At 69.2% G+C, this 16,104-nt stretch carries 13 protein-coding genes and 1 other RNA gene; 3 read left to right on the top strand and 11 right to left on the bottom strand.

The genetic code is table 11. The features are described from left to right. Positions 1-108 precede the first annotated feature (108 nt). The gene (gene dapE / locus MFF01_RS15665; protein WP_238226896.1) at positions 109-1,302 is read left to right on the top strand and encodes a succinyl-diaminopimelate desuccinylase; all 1,194 of its coding nucleotides are present in this window, start codon (positions 109-111) and stop codon (positions 1,300-1,302) included. Here the strand turns inward: dapE and MFF01_RS15660 are convergent. From MFF01_RS15660 to recR, 5 genes are all read right to left on the bottom strand, one after another. Then, entirely contained in the window at positions 1,266-2,801 is a 1,536-nt protein-coding gene (locus MFF01_RS15660; RefSeq protein ID WP_238226895.1) for a hypothetical protein, read from the bottom strand. The two genes, dapE and MFF01_RS15660, sit on opposite strands and share 37 nt — an antisense overlap. Before the next feature lie 90 nt (positions 2,802-2,891). Beyond that, the gene (truA, locus tag MFF01_RS15655) at positions 2,892-3,662 is read right to left on the bottom strand and encodes a tRNA pseudouridine(38-40) synthase TruA (protein ID WP_238226893.1); all 771 of its coding nucleotides are present in this window, start codon (positions 3,660-3,662) and stop codon (positions 2,892-2,894) included. Next, the gene (gene fmt, locus MFF01_RS15650) at positions 3,662-4,594 is read right to left on the bottom strand and encodes a methionyl-tRNA formyltransferase (RefSeq protein WP_238226892.1); all 933 of its coding nucleotides are present in this window, start codon (positions 4,592-4,594) and stop codon (positions 3,662-3,664) included. Before fmt ends, truA begins: the two co-directional genes overlap by 1 nt. A gap of 20 nt (positions 4,595-4,614) precedes the next feature. Further along, positions 4,615-5,130 carry a peptide deformylase gene (locus MFF01_RS15645; RefSeq protein ID WP_238226890.1) on the bottom strand — a complete coding sequence of 172 codons (516 nt, stop codon included), beginning with the start codon at positions 5,128-5,130 and terminating at the stop codon, positions 4,615-4,617. 98 nt (positions 5,131-5,228) lie between these two features. Beyond that, positions 5,229-5,834, bottom strand: coding sequence for a recombination mediator RecR (gene recR / locus MFF01_RS15640; protein ID WP_238226889.1), 606 nt, complete (start codon positions 5,832-5,834; stop codon positions 5,229-5,231). A gap of 343 nt (positions 5,835-6,177) precedes the next feature. Here recR and MFF01_RS15635 point away from each other — a divergent pair, with 343 nt between their 5' ends. Continuing rightward, entirely contained in the window at positions 6,178-7,797 is a 1,620-nt protein-coding gene (locus tag MFF01_RS15635) for a phosphoenolpyruvate carboxykinase (RefSeq protein ID WP_238226888.1), read from the top strand. Between the two features lie 41 nt (positions 7,798-7,838). Here MFF01_RS15635 and MFF01_RS15630 read toward each other — a convergent pair whose 3' ends face one another. The 4 genes from MFF01_RS15630 to MFF01_RS15615 form a co-directional block, all read right to left on the bottom strand. After that, positions 7,839-8,159 (bottom strand): YbaB/EbfC family nucleoid-associated protein, encoded by a 321-nt coding sequence (locus MFF01_RS15630; protein ID WP_238226887.1) that lies wholly within the window; start codon positions 8,157-8,159, stop codon positions 7,839-7,841. Between the two features lie 62 nt (positions 8,160-8,221). After that, positions 8,222-10,105, bottom strand: a complete 1,884-nt coding sequence (locus tag MFF01_RS15625; RefSeq protein ID WP_238226886.1) for a DNA polymerase III subunit gamma/tau — start codon at positions 10,103-10,105, stop codon at positions 8,222-8,224. Positions 10,106-10,176: 71 nt separating this feature from the next. Further along, an RNA gene (gene ffs, locus MFF01_RS15620) (signal recognition particle sRNA small type) lies at positions 10,177-10,273 on the bottom strand. Positions 10,274-10,357: 84 nt separating this feature from the next. Further along, entirely contained in the window at positions 10,358-10,621 is a 264-nt protein-coding gene (locus MFF01_RS15615) for a PepSY domain-containing protein (RefSeq protein WP_238226885.1), read from the bottom strand. A gap of 154 nt (positions 10,622-10,775) precedes the next feature. On the opposite strand from MFF01_RS15615, the gene MFF01_RS15610 reads away from it, so the two are divergent. Then, positions 10,776-12,311, top strand: a complete 1,536-nt coding sequence (locus tag MFF01_RS15610) for a YifB family Mg chelatase-like AAA ATPase (RefSeq protein WP_238226884.1) — start codon at positions 10,776-10,778, stop codon at positions 12,309-12,311. 1 nt (position 12,312) lies between these two features. Here the strand turns inward: MFF01_RS15610 and MFF01_RS15605 are convergent, their stop codons facing one another. Beyond that, the gene (locus tag MFF01_RS15605) at positions 12,313-13,746 is read right to left on the bottom strand and encodes a mannose-1-phosphate guanylyltransferase/mannose-6-phosphate isomerase (protein ID WP_238226882.1); all 1,434 of its coding nucleotides are present in this window, start codon (positions 13,744-13,746) and stop codon (positions 12,313-12,315) included. 56 nt (positions 13,747-13,802) lie between these two features. Continuing rightward, complete coding sequence (scpA, locus tag MFF01_RS15600) at positions 13,803-15,968, bottom strand: methylmalonyl-CoA mutase (RefSeq protein WP_238226880.1); 2,166 nt, start codon at positions 15,966-15,968, stop codon at positions 13,803-13,805. Positions 15,969-16,104: the final 136 nt, after the last annotated feature.

Below are 16,104 nucleotides of genomic sequence, written 5' to 3'. Positions count from 1 at the left end.
GATAGCCCCCCCGACCGGCCGCCGGAAGCCCCCGGATTTGCATGCGCCTGGGCCGGCGCCTATGGCCGGGGCAGATATCCGCCGAGATCCTGCGCCGAGACCCTGGCCGTGCCCGACTCCCTCGACCGTTCGCCGCTTGGCCTCGCCCAGGCCCTGATCCGCTGCCCCTCCGTCACGCCGGAGGAGGGCGGGGCCCTCGCCTGGCTCGGCAGCGTACTGGAGGGGGCGGGCTTCACGGTCCATCGCCCGCGCTTCTCGGAGGTCGGCACGCCCGACATCGACAACCTCTACGCGCGCATCGGCACCGGCGCGCCCTACCTGCTGTTCGCTGGCCACACCGACGTGGTGCCGGCCGGGGATACGGCCGCTTGGCGCCATGGGCCGTTCGCCGGCACGGTGGCGGACGGCGTGCTCTACGGGCGCGGCGCCGTCGACATGAAGGGCGGCATCGCCTGTATGCTCGCCGCCGCCCTCGACTACCTCGAGGCCGCCGGGCCGACCTTCACCGGCTCCCTCGGCTTCCTCATCACCGGCGACGAGGAGGGGCCTGCCGTGAACGGGACGGTCAAGCTCCTCGAATGGGCGCGGTCGCGGGGTGAACGATTCGACCATTGTCTGCTCGGCGAGCCGACGAACCCGGAACATCTCGGCGACATGATCAAGATCGGCCGGCGCGGCTCGCTCACGGGCAAGCTCACCGTGCACGGCCGGCAGGGGCACGTCGCCTATCCGCACCGGGCCGAGAACCCCATCCCCGGCCTCCTGCGCCTCGCGGGCGCGCTCCTCGCCGAGCCCCTCGATGGCGGCACCCGGCATTTCGATGCCTCGAATCTCGAGTTCACCACCGTCGACGTCGGCAACCCGGCCACCAACGTCATCCCGGCGGAGGCGAGGGCGACCTTCAACATCCGCTTCAACGAGGGCTGGACCGCCGAGACCCTCGGTGCGGAGATCCGCGACCGTCTGGAGCGGGCGGCGGGCAACGCCGTGCGCTACAGCCTCGACCTGCAGCCCTCGAATTCCCCGGCCTTCCTCACGGAGCCGGACGCCTTCACCGACCTCGTCGCCGCCGCCATCGAGACGGAGACGGGCCGGGTGCCGAAGCTCTCGACCACGGGCGGAACCTCCGATGCCCGCTTCATCAAGGACGCCTGCCCGGTCATCGAGTTCGGCCTTGTGGGCGAAACGATGCACCAGACCGACGAGTGCGTGGCCGTGGCCGATCTGAACCGCCTGACCGCGATCTACACGCGGGTGATCGCGGCTTACTTCGCAGCGGCGGGGCGCGCTTCGGAAGGGTGATCGGCGGGCCCGCTCGAAGGCGATCCGGCGCCGCGCGGCGGCGATGCAGTCCTGATCGGCTCCGGAGCAGCGGGGACCGAAGCGACCTTCCCGGCGTCGGATGGAGCGTGCGCCTTGGAACCCGGAGCGCTCGATGTCCCAGGCGGCTGCCAGTACAGGCAGCGCGTGAAGCGATGACGAAGGCGGCCCCGCGGCTGGAACGGGTGCGCCTCGAAGCGACGGCTATCCGTTCCGAGGCGGTTGCCGACGGCGATATAGATCTGACGCAGGCGTCGAACGTGGGGATCGTCGAGGCGCAACTCGATGTTGGCCCGGACGAGAGCCGCCGATGTGCGTGGGGTGGCGTCCTTGGGAACGAGCCCTTCGCCCAGAAGAATGCGTCCCACTTCAAGGAGCAGCGCTTCGTTCGCCGGATCGCGGGACGCGGCCAACCGTTCGAGATCGAACAGGGTCCGGATACCCAGCGACCAGAGGCGGATGAGCTTGTCGCGCCCCACCGAGCAGCAGAGCTGCGCCTGCGCCACCCAGTCCATGATCTGATATACCCCGTACGGCGTCTCGACGAAGAGCATCAGGGGATTGGCCGTCGCCAGATTCTGGGTCGAGCGGATATGGTGGTCGTCGAGGCGGACCCGGATCTCGCTATCGATGCCGTCGATGATTTCCACCGGCGTGATCTTGAAGGCTTCGAAGACCGTTTCCTCGCGCTTGAAGTTCTTGAGGCGGTCTCCCTGGATGATGTTGCGCAGGACGACGTCCGGCATGATGCCGGCGATGAAGCAGGCGGTCACCATCACGGCGACGATGCTCGGCGCCGTCAGATGGGCGTGATCCACCACGAAGGCCTTGATCGTTTCGGTTCCGATCCAGAATAGGCCGACGATGAGGATCGGGACCAGAACGGCGCTGAGCAGCATCCGAATGGTTTCGCTCACGAAGCTGCCTGGACTGAGATCGAAGGTCTTGGTCGCCCGGTAGAGACTGCGCAGGGCCGTAACGTAGCTGCCGGCGAGCGCCGCGCAGAGGCCGAGCAGCCAGACCATGGCGACACTGCCGGGAGCGGGATAGGTAACCCCAGGCCAACGGAACGGCGACCCGATCGCCGCGGCGGGATCCAGGAGCGCGACGAGGATCGAGAGCCCGTAGAACGCAGCGACGGCGGAGAGGACGCCGAACGGCACGCTGCCGATGAGCCAATGCAGGGTCGTATAGTCTTCCTTGTAGCGGTCCGGATGCTGGGCTCCCGGATTCGCGCTTGCCAACACTGCCGATGGGGTCGGCCCACGCTTCGCGCCCACGAAGTACTTGTATTTCAGGAACTCGAACGACGGGATCGGTGAAAGGCTCACGCCGCCGGTCGTCTCGAAGACGAGCGCGAGGTCGGTGATGCTTTCCTGACGTTCGTATTTGATCGCCTGTCGAATCGCGATGAAGATCAGTGGCGACAGCAACGTGAAGCCTGCCGCGAGAATGATGGCGAGGCGGAGGGGTGGTTCCATGGGGACAATCCTGCGTTCTTCGACGCGTTCATCGCCGAAGTTGCAGAATCATGGATATTTCCGCGCATAAATCAACTTGAAGTTAATTTGCTATGAGATTTCGTGAGGTCCTGCGTAATCCACCCCCACCAGCGTCAGCCCGCTGGACGGGGCCAGGGGCCCGCAGCGGCTGCGATCGCGGCTCGCGAGGATGTCGGCGACGTCGTCCGCCGTGAGCCGCCCCGAGCCCGCGAGCACCAGGGTGCCGACGAGGCCCCGGACCTGATGGTGAAGGAACGAGCGGGCAGAGGCCGCCACCACGATCTCGTCGTTGAAGCCCATGAGACTCACGGCGACGTCGAGCTGTTCGAGGGTGCGGATCGGGCTCTGGGCCTGACACTCGGCGGCCCGGAAGGCGGTGAAGTCGTGGCAGCCGAGGAGCGGGCGGGCGGCGGCCTGCATCAGGGCGACGTCGAGGGGCCATGGCACCTGCCAGACCCGGCCCCGGTCGAGGGCCGCCGGGCTGCGCCGGTTGAGGATGCGGTAGCGGTAATGCCGGCGGATCGCCGAATGGCGGGCGTTGAAGGTGGGGGCGACGATCTCGGCCGACAGGATGGAGACGGGTTGCGGGCGCAGGTGCGCGTTGAGGGCATCGCGCACCACGTCCGTCCGCCACGCCTTTTCGAGATCGAGATGCGCGACCTGGTGCGTGGCGTGCACGCCCGTATCGGTGCGGCCGGCGCAGGTGAGGCCGGCGGTCTCGCCGGAGAACCGCGTCACCGCCGCCTCGATGGCGCCCTGTACGGAGGGCTGCGCGGTCTGGCGCTGCCAGCCGCAGAACGGCGTTCCGTCGTACTCGACGACGAGCTTGTAGCGCGGCATCAGGCGCCGAGGCGCGCGCCGGGGGCAAGGCGCGCCCCGCGGAGGAAGTCCGGTCCGGTGGCGGCGCCGCCCTTGCCGGCCCGGCGAAGCCCCGTGAGGCGGACGGCGCCCGTACCGCAGGCGATCGCGCAGGCCTCGTCGAGGATCGTGCCGGGGGCGCCCGCGCCGTCGGCCGCGACGGCGCCCAGCACCTTCACGCGCTCGCCGCCCTTGCCGAGATCGGCCTCGAAGAAGGCGCCGGGAAAGGGGCTCAAGCCGTTGATGTGGTTGGCGACCTCCGCCGCCGGGCGGGTCCAGTCGATGCGCGCCTCGTCGTTGGTGATCTTGTGGGCGTAGACGACGCCTTCCGGGGGCTGCTGCACGAAGGTGAGGTCGCCGCGCTCCAGGCGTGCGAGGGCATCCGCCATGAGATCGGCGCCCAGCGGCATCAGAGCATCGTGAAGGGCGCCGGCGCTCATGCCGGGTGTGACGGCCAAGCGGGCCTCGAGGGCCACGGGCCCGGTATCGAGGCCGGCTTCCATCCGCATCACGCCGACCCCGCTCTCCGGGTCGCCGGCCATCACGGCGCGTTGGATCGGGGCGGCGCCGCGCCAGCGCGGCAGCAGGGAGCCGTGCAGGTTGAGGCAGCCGTGGCGCGGTAGGTCGAGGATCGCCTGCGGCAGCAGCATCCCGTAGGCGACCACCACCGCGACGTCGGCCGCATGCGCCCGGAAGGTCTCGACGGCCTCCGCCGTCTTCAGGGTCGCGGGCGTCAGCACCGGTGCGCCGAGACCCTCGGCCGCCACCTGCACGGGGGAGGGCTTCAGGGCCATGCCGCGCCCGGCCTTGGCCGGCGCCCGCGTGTAGACGGCCACGATGGCGTGGCCGTCGGCATGGAGACGCGTCAGCGTCGGCACGGCGAAATCCGGCGTGCCCATGAACACGACGCGCATCGGTTCGATCCTCGAATGGGTCAGGCGGCGTCGCGCTTGGCCGCCTTGGTGAACTTCTTCAGCACCCGGTCGCGCTTGAGCTTCGACAGGTGATCGATGAACAGCACCCCGTCGAGGTGGTCGATCTCGTGCTGGATGCAGGTGGCCAGCAGCCCGTCGGCCTCGATCTCCTGCGTCGCCCCGTCGAGGTCGCGGAAGCGCACGCGGACCCGGTCGGGCCGCTCGACCTCGCCGTAGAATTCCGGGATCGAGAGGCAGCCCTCGTCGTAGCAGCGCTTCTCCTCCGAGCCCCAGACGATCTCGGGATCGAGGAAGACCTGGGGCCGGCGGGCATCCTCGTCCTTCGAGGTGTCGATGGTGACGACGCGCTTGGCCACGCCGATCTGAATGGCCGCGAGGCCGACGCCGGGGGCGTCGTACATCGTCTCGAGCATGTCGGCGACGAGGGTCCGGATCTCGTCCGTCACGGGGCCGACGGGCTCCGAGACCTTGCGGAGGATCGGATCGGGCAGGATGACGAGGGGGCGGATGGGCATGGGAATTCGGGCTTGGCGTTGTGGGGCGCAGCACCCCGATCCCCAGCAGATACGGTCGCACCGGTGTGGGGTCAAATGACCGCTCCGGGGCGCCGCGCTCAGAACGGCGTGCGGCTGCGGATGGCGGCCGTCAGCGTGCCCTCGTCGAGGTAGTCGAGTTCCCCGCCCACCGGAACGCCGTGGGCAAGGCGGGTCACCTTCAGGCCATGGTCCTTCAAGGATTCGGTGACGTAGTGCGCCGTCGTCTGGCCATCGACGGTGGCGTTGAGGGCCAGGATGATCTCGCGCATGGCCGGATCGGCCGCCCGCGCCACGAGAGAGTCGAGGTTGAGGTGCTCGGGCCGCACGCCGTCGAGCGCCGAGAGCACGCCGCCGAGCACGTGGTAGCGGGCCGTCACCGCGCCCGAGCGTTCGAGGGCCCAGAGATCGGAGACGTCCTCCACGACCACGAGGGTCGAGGGGTCGCGGCTCTCGTCGCGGCAGATGGTGCAGGGCTCGGCGGTATCGACGTTGCCGCAGGCGCTGCACACGATGATGCGTTCCGTGGCCACCCGCATGGCCTCGGCCAGGGGGGCGAGCAGGGTCTCGCGTTTCTTGATGAGCTGCAGCGCCGCGCGCCGGGCCGAACGGGGGCCGAGGCCCGGCATGCGGGCGAGAAGCTGGATCAGGCGCTCGATCTCGGGACCGGCGACGGCTTTGGGCATGGACGGTCCGTCTGGGCTCGTGCGGCCGGGCCGGAGCCACGGCGGAGTTCATAGAGGGAAGGCGGGCGGCGTACCCCCGGGGACGGGGTGGGATCATGCCCATATAGGTCCGCACCCGCGCGGTTTCGCCCCCATGAGCAACGGTCGGACAGGATACCGGCGCATCAAATTATTTTTGGCGTTGTCGAAAGCAGGATTTCTCGGCAAGACTTGAGGACCCGGGCTTTCAACAGTGACTCGTGGGGCGGCGAACCTGCGCGCGGCGGACCTGAACGACCGCGCGGACGCTCCAGCGAACGAGTCCGGCCCGGCGGAGCGATCAGGGGCCCGAGGAGAAACGCCCATGACCAACGTCGGATCATTCAATTCGGGCCACGGCGCCGAGGCCATCGGCTTTCGCCGCCTGAAAGCCGTGCATTGGAACCTCGAGGCACCCCGGCTCTACGAGGAGTCTTTACGCCGCAACGAGGCCGAACTCGCCAGGGGCGGCGCCCTCGTCGCCACCACGGGCAGCCATACGGGGCGCTCGCCCAAGGACAAGTTCGTGGTGCGCGATGCCGAGACCGAGGATCAGGTCTGGTGGGAGAACAACGGCGCCATCACGCCCGCGCAATTCGAGACTCTGTACCAGGATTTCCTCACCCACGCCGAGGAACGCGAGCTGTTCGCCCAGGATCTGTACGGCGGCGCCGATCCGGGCCACCGGGTCAACGCGCGGGTATTTACCGAACTCGCCTGGCATTCCCTGTTCATCCGCAACCTGCTGATCCGGCCCGAGCGCGAAGCCCTCGCCGATTTCGTGCCAGAACTCACGATCATCGACCTGCCCAGCTTCGAGGCCCAGCCGCACCGCCACGGCTGTCGCTCGAAGACGGTGATCGCCCTCGATTTCTCCCGTCGCCTCGTGCTCATCGGCGGCTCCGCCTATGCGGGCGAGATGAAGAAATCGGTCTTCACCTACCTGAATTACCGCCTGCCCGAGGTCGGCGTGATGCCGATGCATTGCTCGGCCAACGTCGCCCTCGACGAGGCCGGTGCGTCGGCCCTGTTCTTCGGCTTGTCGGGCACAGGTAAGACCACCCTTTCCAACGATTCCTCGCGGATGCTGCTCGGCGACGACGAGCACGGCTGGAGCTCGGACGGGATCTTCAACTTCGAGGGCGGTTGCTATGCCAAGACCATCCGCCTTTCGCGCAACGCCGAGCCGGAAATCTACGCCACCACCGAGCGCTTCGGAACGGTGATGGAGAACGTGGTGATCGATCCGGTGACGCGGGTGCCGGATTTCGACGACGCCTCACGCACGGAGAACACCCGCTGCGCCTATCCCCTCGACTTCATTGCCAACGCGAGCACCACGGGGCGCGCCGGGCACCCGAAGACCATCGTCATGCTCACCTGCGACGCCTTTGGCGTCATGCCGCCCATCGCCCGGCTCACGGGCGCGGAGGCGATGTATCATTTCCTGTCCGGCTACACCGCCAAGGTCGCCGGCACGGAGCGTGGACTGACGGCCCCCGAGGCGACGTTCTCGACCTGCTTCGGCGCGCCGTTCATGCCGCGCCACCCGAGCGTCTACGGCAACCTCCTGCGCGATCTCATCGCGCAGCACGCGGTCGATTGCTGGCTCGTCAACACCGGCTGGACCGGGGGCGGCGTCGGCACCGGCCGGCGCATGCCAATCCGCGTGACCCGTCGCCTCCTCGCGGCGGCGTTGGACGGGTCCCTGTCCAAGGTCGAGTTCCGGCGCGACCCATATTTCGGGTTTCAGGTGCCCGTCGCTGTGCCGGGTGTCGAGGCGCAGGTGCTCTCGCCCGTGGAGACCTGGACCAACACGGCCGCCTTCGCCGAGACGGCGACGCGCCTCGTCGCCATGTTCCAAGAGAACTTCAAGCGTTTCGCCGAGCACGTCGATGCCGAGGTGCGGGCGGCCGAACCATCGGCGCAGGCCATCGCGGCCTGACCGTCCTCGCGGGAGGCGGCCTGGGGCCGCCTCCCTTGTCCCTAGAACAGCTTGAGGCCGGGCGGCAGCGGCAGGCCCTTGGTGAGTTCGCCCATGCGCTCGGCCGCGACACCCTCGGCCTTGCCGCGGGCGTCGTTCACGGCGGCGACGATGAGATCTTCGAGAATCTCGCGCTCGTCCGGGTTCATCAGGGCCGGGTCGAGCTGCACGCCCTTCACCTGGCCCTTGGCCGTCATGGTCACCCGCACGGCGCCGCCGCCGGACGCGCCCGACACCTCGACGGTGTCGAGTTCGCCCTGCAGGGCGGCCATCTTCTCCTGCATGGCCTGCGCCTGCTTCATCATGCCCATGAGGTCGCGCATCGTCGGGATTCCTTCGCGTGTCTGGCTGTCGGGACTGAGGTGGGGACGGCTTCGGACCGACGCTATGCCTCGCCGTCCGGTTCCTCGGTCTCTGCCTCGCCGGTCGGCGCGGCTTCCACGGCGATGTCGGGCGCGCGGTCACGCACATCGACGATCTGGGCACCGGGGAAGCCCGCCATCACGGCCCGCACGAGGGGATGGGCGGCGGCGTTCTGGTGCCGCGTCTCCGTGGCGGCCCGCGCCGTGGCGTCGAGGGTCGGTTCGCCGGCCTCCTTCGACAGGGCGACGATCCAGCGCCGGCCCGTCCAGGCATCGAGGGCTTTGGCGAGATCGTTGGCGAGGGTCTGGCGTCCGCCCTCCGCGAGGCGGAATTCGATGCGGCCTTCCTCGAAGCGCACGAGATGGACCTCGCGTTCCAGGGCCATCTTCAGCCCGATGTCGCGCTTGGTATCGGCCAACGCCACCACGTCGGAAAAGCGGGCGAGGCGTGGGCCCTCGGGCTCCGGGGCCGCCATCGGCGCGATGACGGGTGCCGGCGATTGCGCGACCATGCTGAGGGCCGGGCGGCTGCCGCCGCCGCCCGCCGCCATGGCGACGGGCGCGCGCGGCGGCGCCTCCGACGAGAAGGTCGGAATCGGTGGCAGGGCCGGGCGGCCCTGGGCCGCCATCACGGCGCCGCCCGAGGGGGCGTCCTGTCCGGTTCGGGGGGGGGCGGCCAGGGCCTCGCCCCTGGCCTGACGCAGGGCCTCGTCCGGGGTCGGCAGGTCGGCGGCATAGGCGAGGCGCACCAGGGCCATCTCGGCGGCGGCGAGGGGCCGCGTCGCCGTCTGCACCTCGGGGATCGCCTTCAAGAGGATCTGCCATGCCCGTGACAGCACCCGCACGGAGAGCTTTCGGGCGAAATCGCCACCTCGCGAGCGCTCGGCCTCGCTCAGGGTCGGGTCTGCGGCGGCCTCGTCGGGCACCAGCTTCAGGCGGGTGACGAGGTGGGTGAAGCTCGCGAGATCCGACAGGATCACGGCCGGATCGGCCCCGGCCTCGTACTGGCCCCGGACCTCGGCGAAACTCGCCGGAATGTCGCCCCGCATCACCGCCTCGAACAGGTCGACGATGCGGCCCCGGTCGGCCAGCCCGAGCATGTCGCGCACGCTCTGCGCGCTCACAAGGCCCGCGCCGTGCGCGATGGCCTGATCCAGGAGCGAGAGGGCGTCGCGCACGGAGCCCTCGGCCGCGCGGGTTATGGCTGCCAGTGCCTCGGAATCGGCCTCGACGGATTCGGCGGCGCAGATCTTGGCGAGGTGCGCCACCAGGGTGTCCGCCTCGACGCGGCGCAGGTCGAAGCGCTGGCACCGCGACAGGATCGTTACCGGGACCTTGCGGATCTCGGTGGTGGCGAACACGAACTTGGCGTGGGGCGGCGGCTCTTCCAGGGTCTTCAAGAAGGCGTTGAACGCCTTCTCGGAGAGCATGTGGACTTCGTCGACGATGTACACCTTGTAGCGGGCCTCCGTCGGCGCGTAGCGGATGCCATCGATGATGCCGCGCACGTCGTCGATGCCCGTGTGCGAGGCGGCGTCCATCTCCAGCACGTCCATGTGCCGGGATTCCATGATCGCCCGGCAGTGCCGGCCGAGTTCCGGCATGGCGATGGTGGGGCCGGTATCGGGATGGCCGTCGCGGACGTAGTTCAGACCGCGGGCGAGGATACGCGCCGTCGTGGTCTTGCCGACGCCGCGCACGCCCGTCAGCATCCAGGCTTGGGGAATGCGGTTGGCGGCGAACGCGTTGGCCAGGGTCCGCACCATGGCGCCCTGTCCGATGAGATCGTCGAAATTCTGGGGGCGATACTTGCGCGCCAGCACCCGGTAGGGCGTCGCGGCGGGCGCCGGCTCGGGAAAGCCCGGCAGGCCGGGGGCGTCGCTCGGGATGCCGGAGGTCGCGTCCATGCCGCCTTGCGTGGGTTGGCGCCGCCCTGGTCGGAGGGTGCCGCCACGCGGGCTACTGACGAGAGATCGAAGGTGGGAGGCTGGACGAAGACCCGCTCGGTCTCGTTAGGGCTGCTTCCTTCCGGACCTGACCCGGTTGGCGAGTGAAACGTCCCTCGCCAACCTCCCGACCGCTATATGGCCGGGGCCGGCGGCGGATGCAAGCGGCCGGTTGTGGATCGGGGCGCCCGCAGGCGCCCCTGGGGATTGAGCCTACTCGGCCTTGCGCTTCACGATGGCGTAGGTCTTCGGATCGAGCTCGAGGTCGAACTGCTTGCCGTTGGCGTCGATGGCGTCATCCACCTCGATCTCGTCGTCCTCGACCTCGATCTTCTTCCACTTGGTAAAGCCCGCCTCCTTCAGCACGCCCTCGATGCGCGTGAGTTCGGCGGGGGTGGGCGCACGGTCGGCATAGGCCGATCCGGTGAAGGCGATCCCGAGGGCGAGGGCGGCGAGGCCGGCGGTCTTGAAGGTCATGCGTCTTCCTTGGATTTGATGAGACGCGGTGCGAACGACGCACCGGACGGTTCTGTTCCCGATCGCGCGAAAGTCCCGTACCCGCTCCGGTTGTCTCGATGCGCGCCGCCGCCTAGGCTTGCGTCCGCCGATCGATCCCGCAGGACAGTGAACCATGGTCACCCGCGTCGCCACCGTCGCCTTCGAGGGAATCGAGGCGCGGGCCGTCGATGTGCAAGTGCAGATCGCGCCCGGCCTCGTCGCCTTCACGGTGGTGGGGCTCGCCGACAAGGCGGTGGGCGAATCGCGCGAGCGGGTGCGCTCGGCCCTCATCGCGTCGGGGCTCGCGCTGCCGGCAAAACGCATCACCGTGAACCTCGCCCCGGCGGACCTGCCGAAAGAGGGCTCGCACTACGACCTGCCCATCGCGCTCGCCGTGATGGCGGCCATCGGCGCCCTGCCGGCCGATGCCCTCGCGGGCTACTGCGTGCTCGGCGAACTCGCCCTCGACGGAACCATCACGGCGGTGTCCGGCGTGTTGCCCGCCGCCATGGCGGCCAACGCCCGCGGCCTCGGCCTCATCTGCCCTGCGGCCACCGGTCCGGAGGCGGCCTGGGCGGCGGGCGACATGGACGTGCTGGCGCCCCGCTCGCTGATCCAGCTCGCCAATCACTTCAAGGGCACCCAGGTGATGGCACGGCCGGATCCCGCCATCGCGGCGCCCGGCGGCCCCCTGCCGGATCTGCGCGACATCAAGGGCCAGGAAGGCGCCAAGCGCGCCCTCGAGATCGCGGCGGCGGGTGCCCACAACATCTGTTTCAACGGCCCGCCCGGCGCCGGCAAGTCGATGCTGGCCGCGCGGCTGCCCTCGATCCTGCCGCCGCTCTCGCCGCGCGAACTCCTCGAAGTCTCGATGATCCAGTCCGTGGCCGGCGTCCTGAAGGACGGCGCTTTGTCGAACCGCCGGCCGTTCCGCCAGCCGCACCACTCCGCCTCTATGGCGGCCCTGGTGGGGGGCGGGCTCAACGCCCGCCCGGGCGAGGCGTCGCTGGCCCATGGCGGCGTGCTGTTCCTTGACGAACTGCCGGAATTCACACCGCAGGTGCTCGATTCTCTGCGCCAGCCCATGGAGACCGGGGAAATCATGATCGCCCGCGCCAATCACCGGGTCACGTACCCCGCCCGGTTCCAGCTGGTGGCGGCCATGAACCCGTGCCGCTGCGGGCAGGCCCTGGAGCCTGGCTATGCCTGCCGCAAGGGGCCGAACGAGCGCTGCATCGCCCAGTACGGCGCCCGCATCTCCGGCCCGCTCCTCGACCGGATCGACCTGCGCATCGAGGTCGGGGCGGTGACGGCCGCCGACCTCATCCTGCCGCCGCCCGCGGAGGGCTCGGCCGAGACGGCGGCCCGGGTCGCCGCCGCGCGGGCCCTGCAGACGGCGCGCTACGCCGCCCGTGATCTCCCCGCCGGCACCACCAACGCCACATGCCCGGCGACGGTGATCGAGGCCGTGGCCGCCCCCGACGCGGACGGCGCAGCCCTGATCCGAAGCGCCGCCGAATCCATGCGCCTCTCGGCACGCGGCTTCCACCGCACCCTACGGGTGGCGCGGACGCTCGCCGACCTCGACGGCGAGGCGACGGTGCGGCGCGTCCACCTCGCGGAAGCCCTGTCGTATCGCGGCCGTGCCGAGCGTCCGGTGGCGGCGTGACTCACCGCCCGTAGATGTCCTCGACGCGGATGATGTCGTCCTCGCCCGTGTAGGAGCCGACCTGAACCTCGATGAGTTCGAGGGGGATCTTGCCTGGGTTGGTCAGGCGATGCATCGAGCCGATGGGGAGGTAGACCGCCTCGTTCTCGTGCACGAGCACGATCCTGTCGTCGACGGTGACTTCGGCTGTGCCCCGCACCACCACCCAGTGCTCGGCCCGGTGATAGTGCTTCTGCAGGGAGAGCCGGCCGCCCGGCGTCACCATGATGCGCTTCACCTGAAAGCGCTCGCCGATGTCGATGCGCTGATACCACCCCCAGGGGCGGTACATTCGGCGATGGGCGTCGGCCTCCGGATGGGCCTTTTCGCGCAGCAGCGCGACGAGATCCTTCACCTCGCCCGAGCGGGCCTTCGAGGTTACCAGCACGGCGTCCGGGGTCGCCACCACCACCACGTCGTCCAGGCCGACCACGGTGGTGAGAAGTTCGCCCTCGCTGTGGATGAGGCTGCCATGGGTGTCGATGGTCTCGACCCGGCCGCGTAGCGCGTTTCCGGAGGCGTCCCGGGGCAGCACCTCCCAGACGGCGTCCCAAGTGCCGACATCCGACCACGGGAACGAGACGGGTAGGACGCCGGCGCGCTCGGTCCGCTCCATCACCGCGTAATCGATGGAGGTCTTCGGCGCTCGGGCGAAGGCGTCGGCGTCGAGGCGCAGAAAGTCGAGGTCGATCTGCGCGGCCTCGAGGGCGGCGCGGGTTGCCGAAAGGATCTCGGGCACCTGCGCTTCGAGTTCGGCCAGCATCACGTCCGCCCGGAACAGGAAGTAGCCCGAATTCCACAGGGCTCCCGCGCCGATGAGGCCCTCGGCCCCGGCACGATCGGGCTTCTCGACGAAGCGCTCCACCGCGTAGGCGCCGGGCACGCCGTCGAGGGGCGATCCGCGCCGGATGTATCCGTAGGCCGTGGCCGGCCCCGTCGGCTCGATGCCCAGGGTCATGATGCGCCCCGCTCGCGCCCCGATGGCGGCGGCCTTGGCGGCCGCTACGAAGGCGGGCGTGTCGCCGATCACGTGGTCGGCCGCCAGGATCAGCACCACGGCCTGCGGATCGCGCCGGGCGGCGTGCAGGGCGGCCACCGCCACGGCGGCGGCCGAATCCCGGCGCGACGGTTCGAGCACGATGTCGGCGCCGATGCCGACCTGAAGAAGCTGCTCGGCCACGATGAATCGGGCGTCGCTGTTGCTGACGATGGTCGGGCGTCCGAACACGTCGGGATCGAGCAGCCGACGCGCCGTCTCCTGAAAGGTCGAGGCGGTGGCGTTCACCAGCGGCGTGAACTGTTTCGGCATGCTCTCGCGCGAGGCCGGCCACAGGCGTGTGCCCGAACCGCCGCACAGGATCACGGGGTGGATCAGTTCGGGATGTGCTTGTGCCATGATCGATCACTCGCGCGCGAAACGGTCCTTGCCCCGCATGGACGGGGCCGTTCCGGTTATTCAGCAGCCTCGCGCGCAGTGTAGCCCAGACGGCCGTTCAACTCGTGAATGAGTTTGACCGCGGCCTCCGCGATCACCGTACCGGGTGGGAAGATCGCCGAGGCGCCCGCCGCGTAAAGGGCCGGATAGTCGCCGGGCGGGATGACGCCGCCGATGACGATCATCACGTCCTCGCGCCCCTGCGCCGTGAGCGCCGCCTTGAGCTCCGGCACCAGGGTGAGGTGGCCGGCGGCGAGCGACGACACGCCGACGATGTGGACGTCGTTCTCGACCGCTTGGCGAGCGGCCTCGTCGGGGGTGGCGAAGAGCGGCCCGATATCCACGTCGAAGCCAAGATCGGCGAAGGCGGAGGCGATGACCTTCTGGCCGCGGTCGTGCCCGTCCTGCCCCATCTTGGCGACGAGGATGCGTGGGCGGCGCCCGTCGTTCTCCTCGAAGGCTTCCACGAGCTGACGGACCGTCTCGACTGCCGGCGACATGCCACCCACCTCCCGCTTGTACACGCCTGAGATCGAGCGGATCTCGGCCCGGTGCCGACCCCAGGCCTTCTCCAGGGCATCGGAAATCTCGCCCACCGTCGCCTTGGCCCGCGCCGCGCTCACTGCGAGTTCGAGCAGGTTGCCGGTGCCTTGCGCCGCCGCCGTGAGGGCCGCTAGGGCGGCGTCGACGTCGGCCTGGTTGCGCTCGGCCCGCAGGCGCTTCAGCTTGTCGATCTGCAGGGTGCGGACGTTGCCGTTGTCGACCCGCATGAGCTCGATGGCGCGATCGTCGTCGGGCTTGAACTTGTTGACGCCCACGATGGTCTGGCGACCGGAATCGATTCGGGCCTGGGCGCGGGCGGCCGCCTCCTCGATGCGCAGCTTCGGGATACCCGCCTCGATGGCTTTGGCCATGCCCCCTAACTCATCGACTTCGCGAAGATGCTCCCACGCGCGGTCGACCATGTCCTGCGTCAGCTTCTCGACGTAGTAGGAGCCGCCCCACGGATCGACGATCCGGGTGGTGCCGCTCTCCTGCTGCAGGAAGAGCTGGGTGTTGCGGGCGATGCGGGCGGAGAAGTCCGTGGGCAGCGCCAGAGCTTCGTCCAGGGCGTTGGTGTGCAGCGACTGGGTGCCGCCCTGCGTCGCCGCCATCGCCTCGATGCAAGTGCGGGTGACGTTGTTGAACACGTCCTGCGCCGTCAGCGACCAGCCGGAGGTCTGGCTGTGGGTGCGAAGCGGCAGGGACTTGTCGCTTTTCGGCTCGAACTCCTTGACGAGCTTGGCCCAGATCAGGCGCGCGGCCCGCATCTTGGCAATCTCCATGAAGAAGTTCGTCGAGATCGCCCAGAAGAACGACAGGCGGGGCGCGAACTGGTCGATGGTGAGGCCGGCGGCGAGGCCCGCCTTGATGTACTCGACGCCGTCGGCGAGCGTGTAGGCGAGTTCGAGATCGTTCGTCGCCCCGGCTTCCTGCATGTGATAGCCGGAAATCGAGATCGAGTTGAACTTCGGCATGTTCTTGGAGGTGTAGGCGAAGATGTCGCCGATGATCCGCATCGAACCCGCAGGGGGGTAGATGTAGGTGTTGCGGACCATGAACTCCTTGAGGATGTCGTTCTGGATCGTGCCCGCGAGTTTTTCTGGCGGCACGCCCTGCTCCTCGGCCGCCACGATGTAGAGGGCCAGGATCGGCAGCACGGCGCCGTTCATGGTCATCGACACGGTCATCTCATCGAGCGGGATGCCGGAGAACAGGGTGCGCATATCGTAGATGGAATCGATGGCGACCCCGGCCATGCCGACATCGCCCGAGACGCGCGGATGGTCCGAATCGTAGCCCCGGTGGGTCGCGAGGTCGAAGGCCACCGATAGGCCCTTCTGCCCGGCGGCGAGGTTGCGCCGATAAAACGCGTTCGAATCCTCGGCCGTGGAGAAGCCGGCATATTGCCGGATGGTCCAGGGCTGGGTGACGTACATGGTCGGGTAGGGGCCGCGTAGGAACGGCGCCACGCCCGGGTAGGTGTCGAGGAACTCGATGCCGTTCCGATCCTCGGGGCCGTAGACCCCCTTCACCGGAATGCCCTCGGGGGTCATCCAGGGCTCGCCCTGCGGCGGCACCGGGGCGGCGATGGCATCGGCCGCGTAGGCGACGGATGTGAAATCGGGGATGCGGGAGGGCATGGATGCGTGCTCGTGCGGCGGCCTGTCGGCGTGCATTATAGGTAAGCCGGCGGGGCGGGCTACTCCTAACCACCTTGCGGCCGCGCCGACGTCACGAAAATTTCGCCTGCGCCCTCAAATCTCAAAAAGAATTGAT

It is taken from the genome of Methylobacterium adhaesivum (genome assembly GCF_022179065.1).
GTDB classification, from domain to species: domain Bacteria; phylum Pseudomonadota; class Alphaproteobacteria; order Rhizobiales; family Beijerinckiaceae; genus Methylobacterium; species Methylobacterium adhaesivum.
Note: the sequence above shows the minus strand (reverse complement) of the source record. Positions and strands in the feature narration are given on the sequence as shown.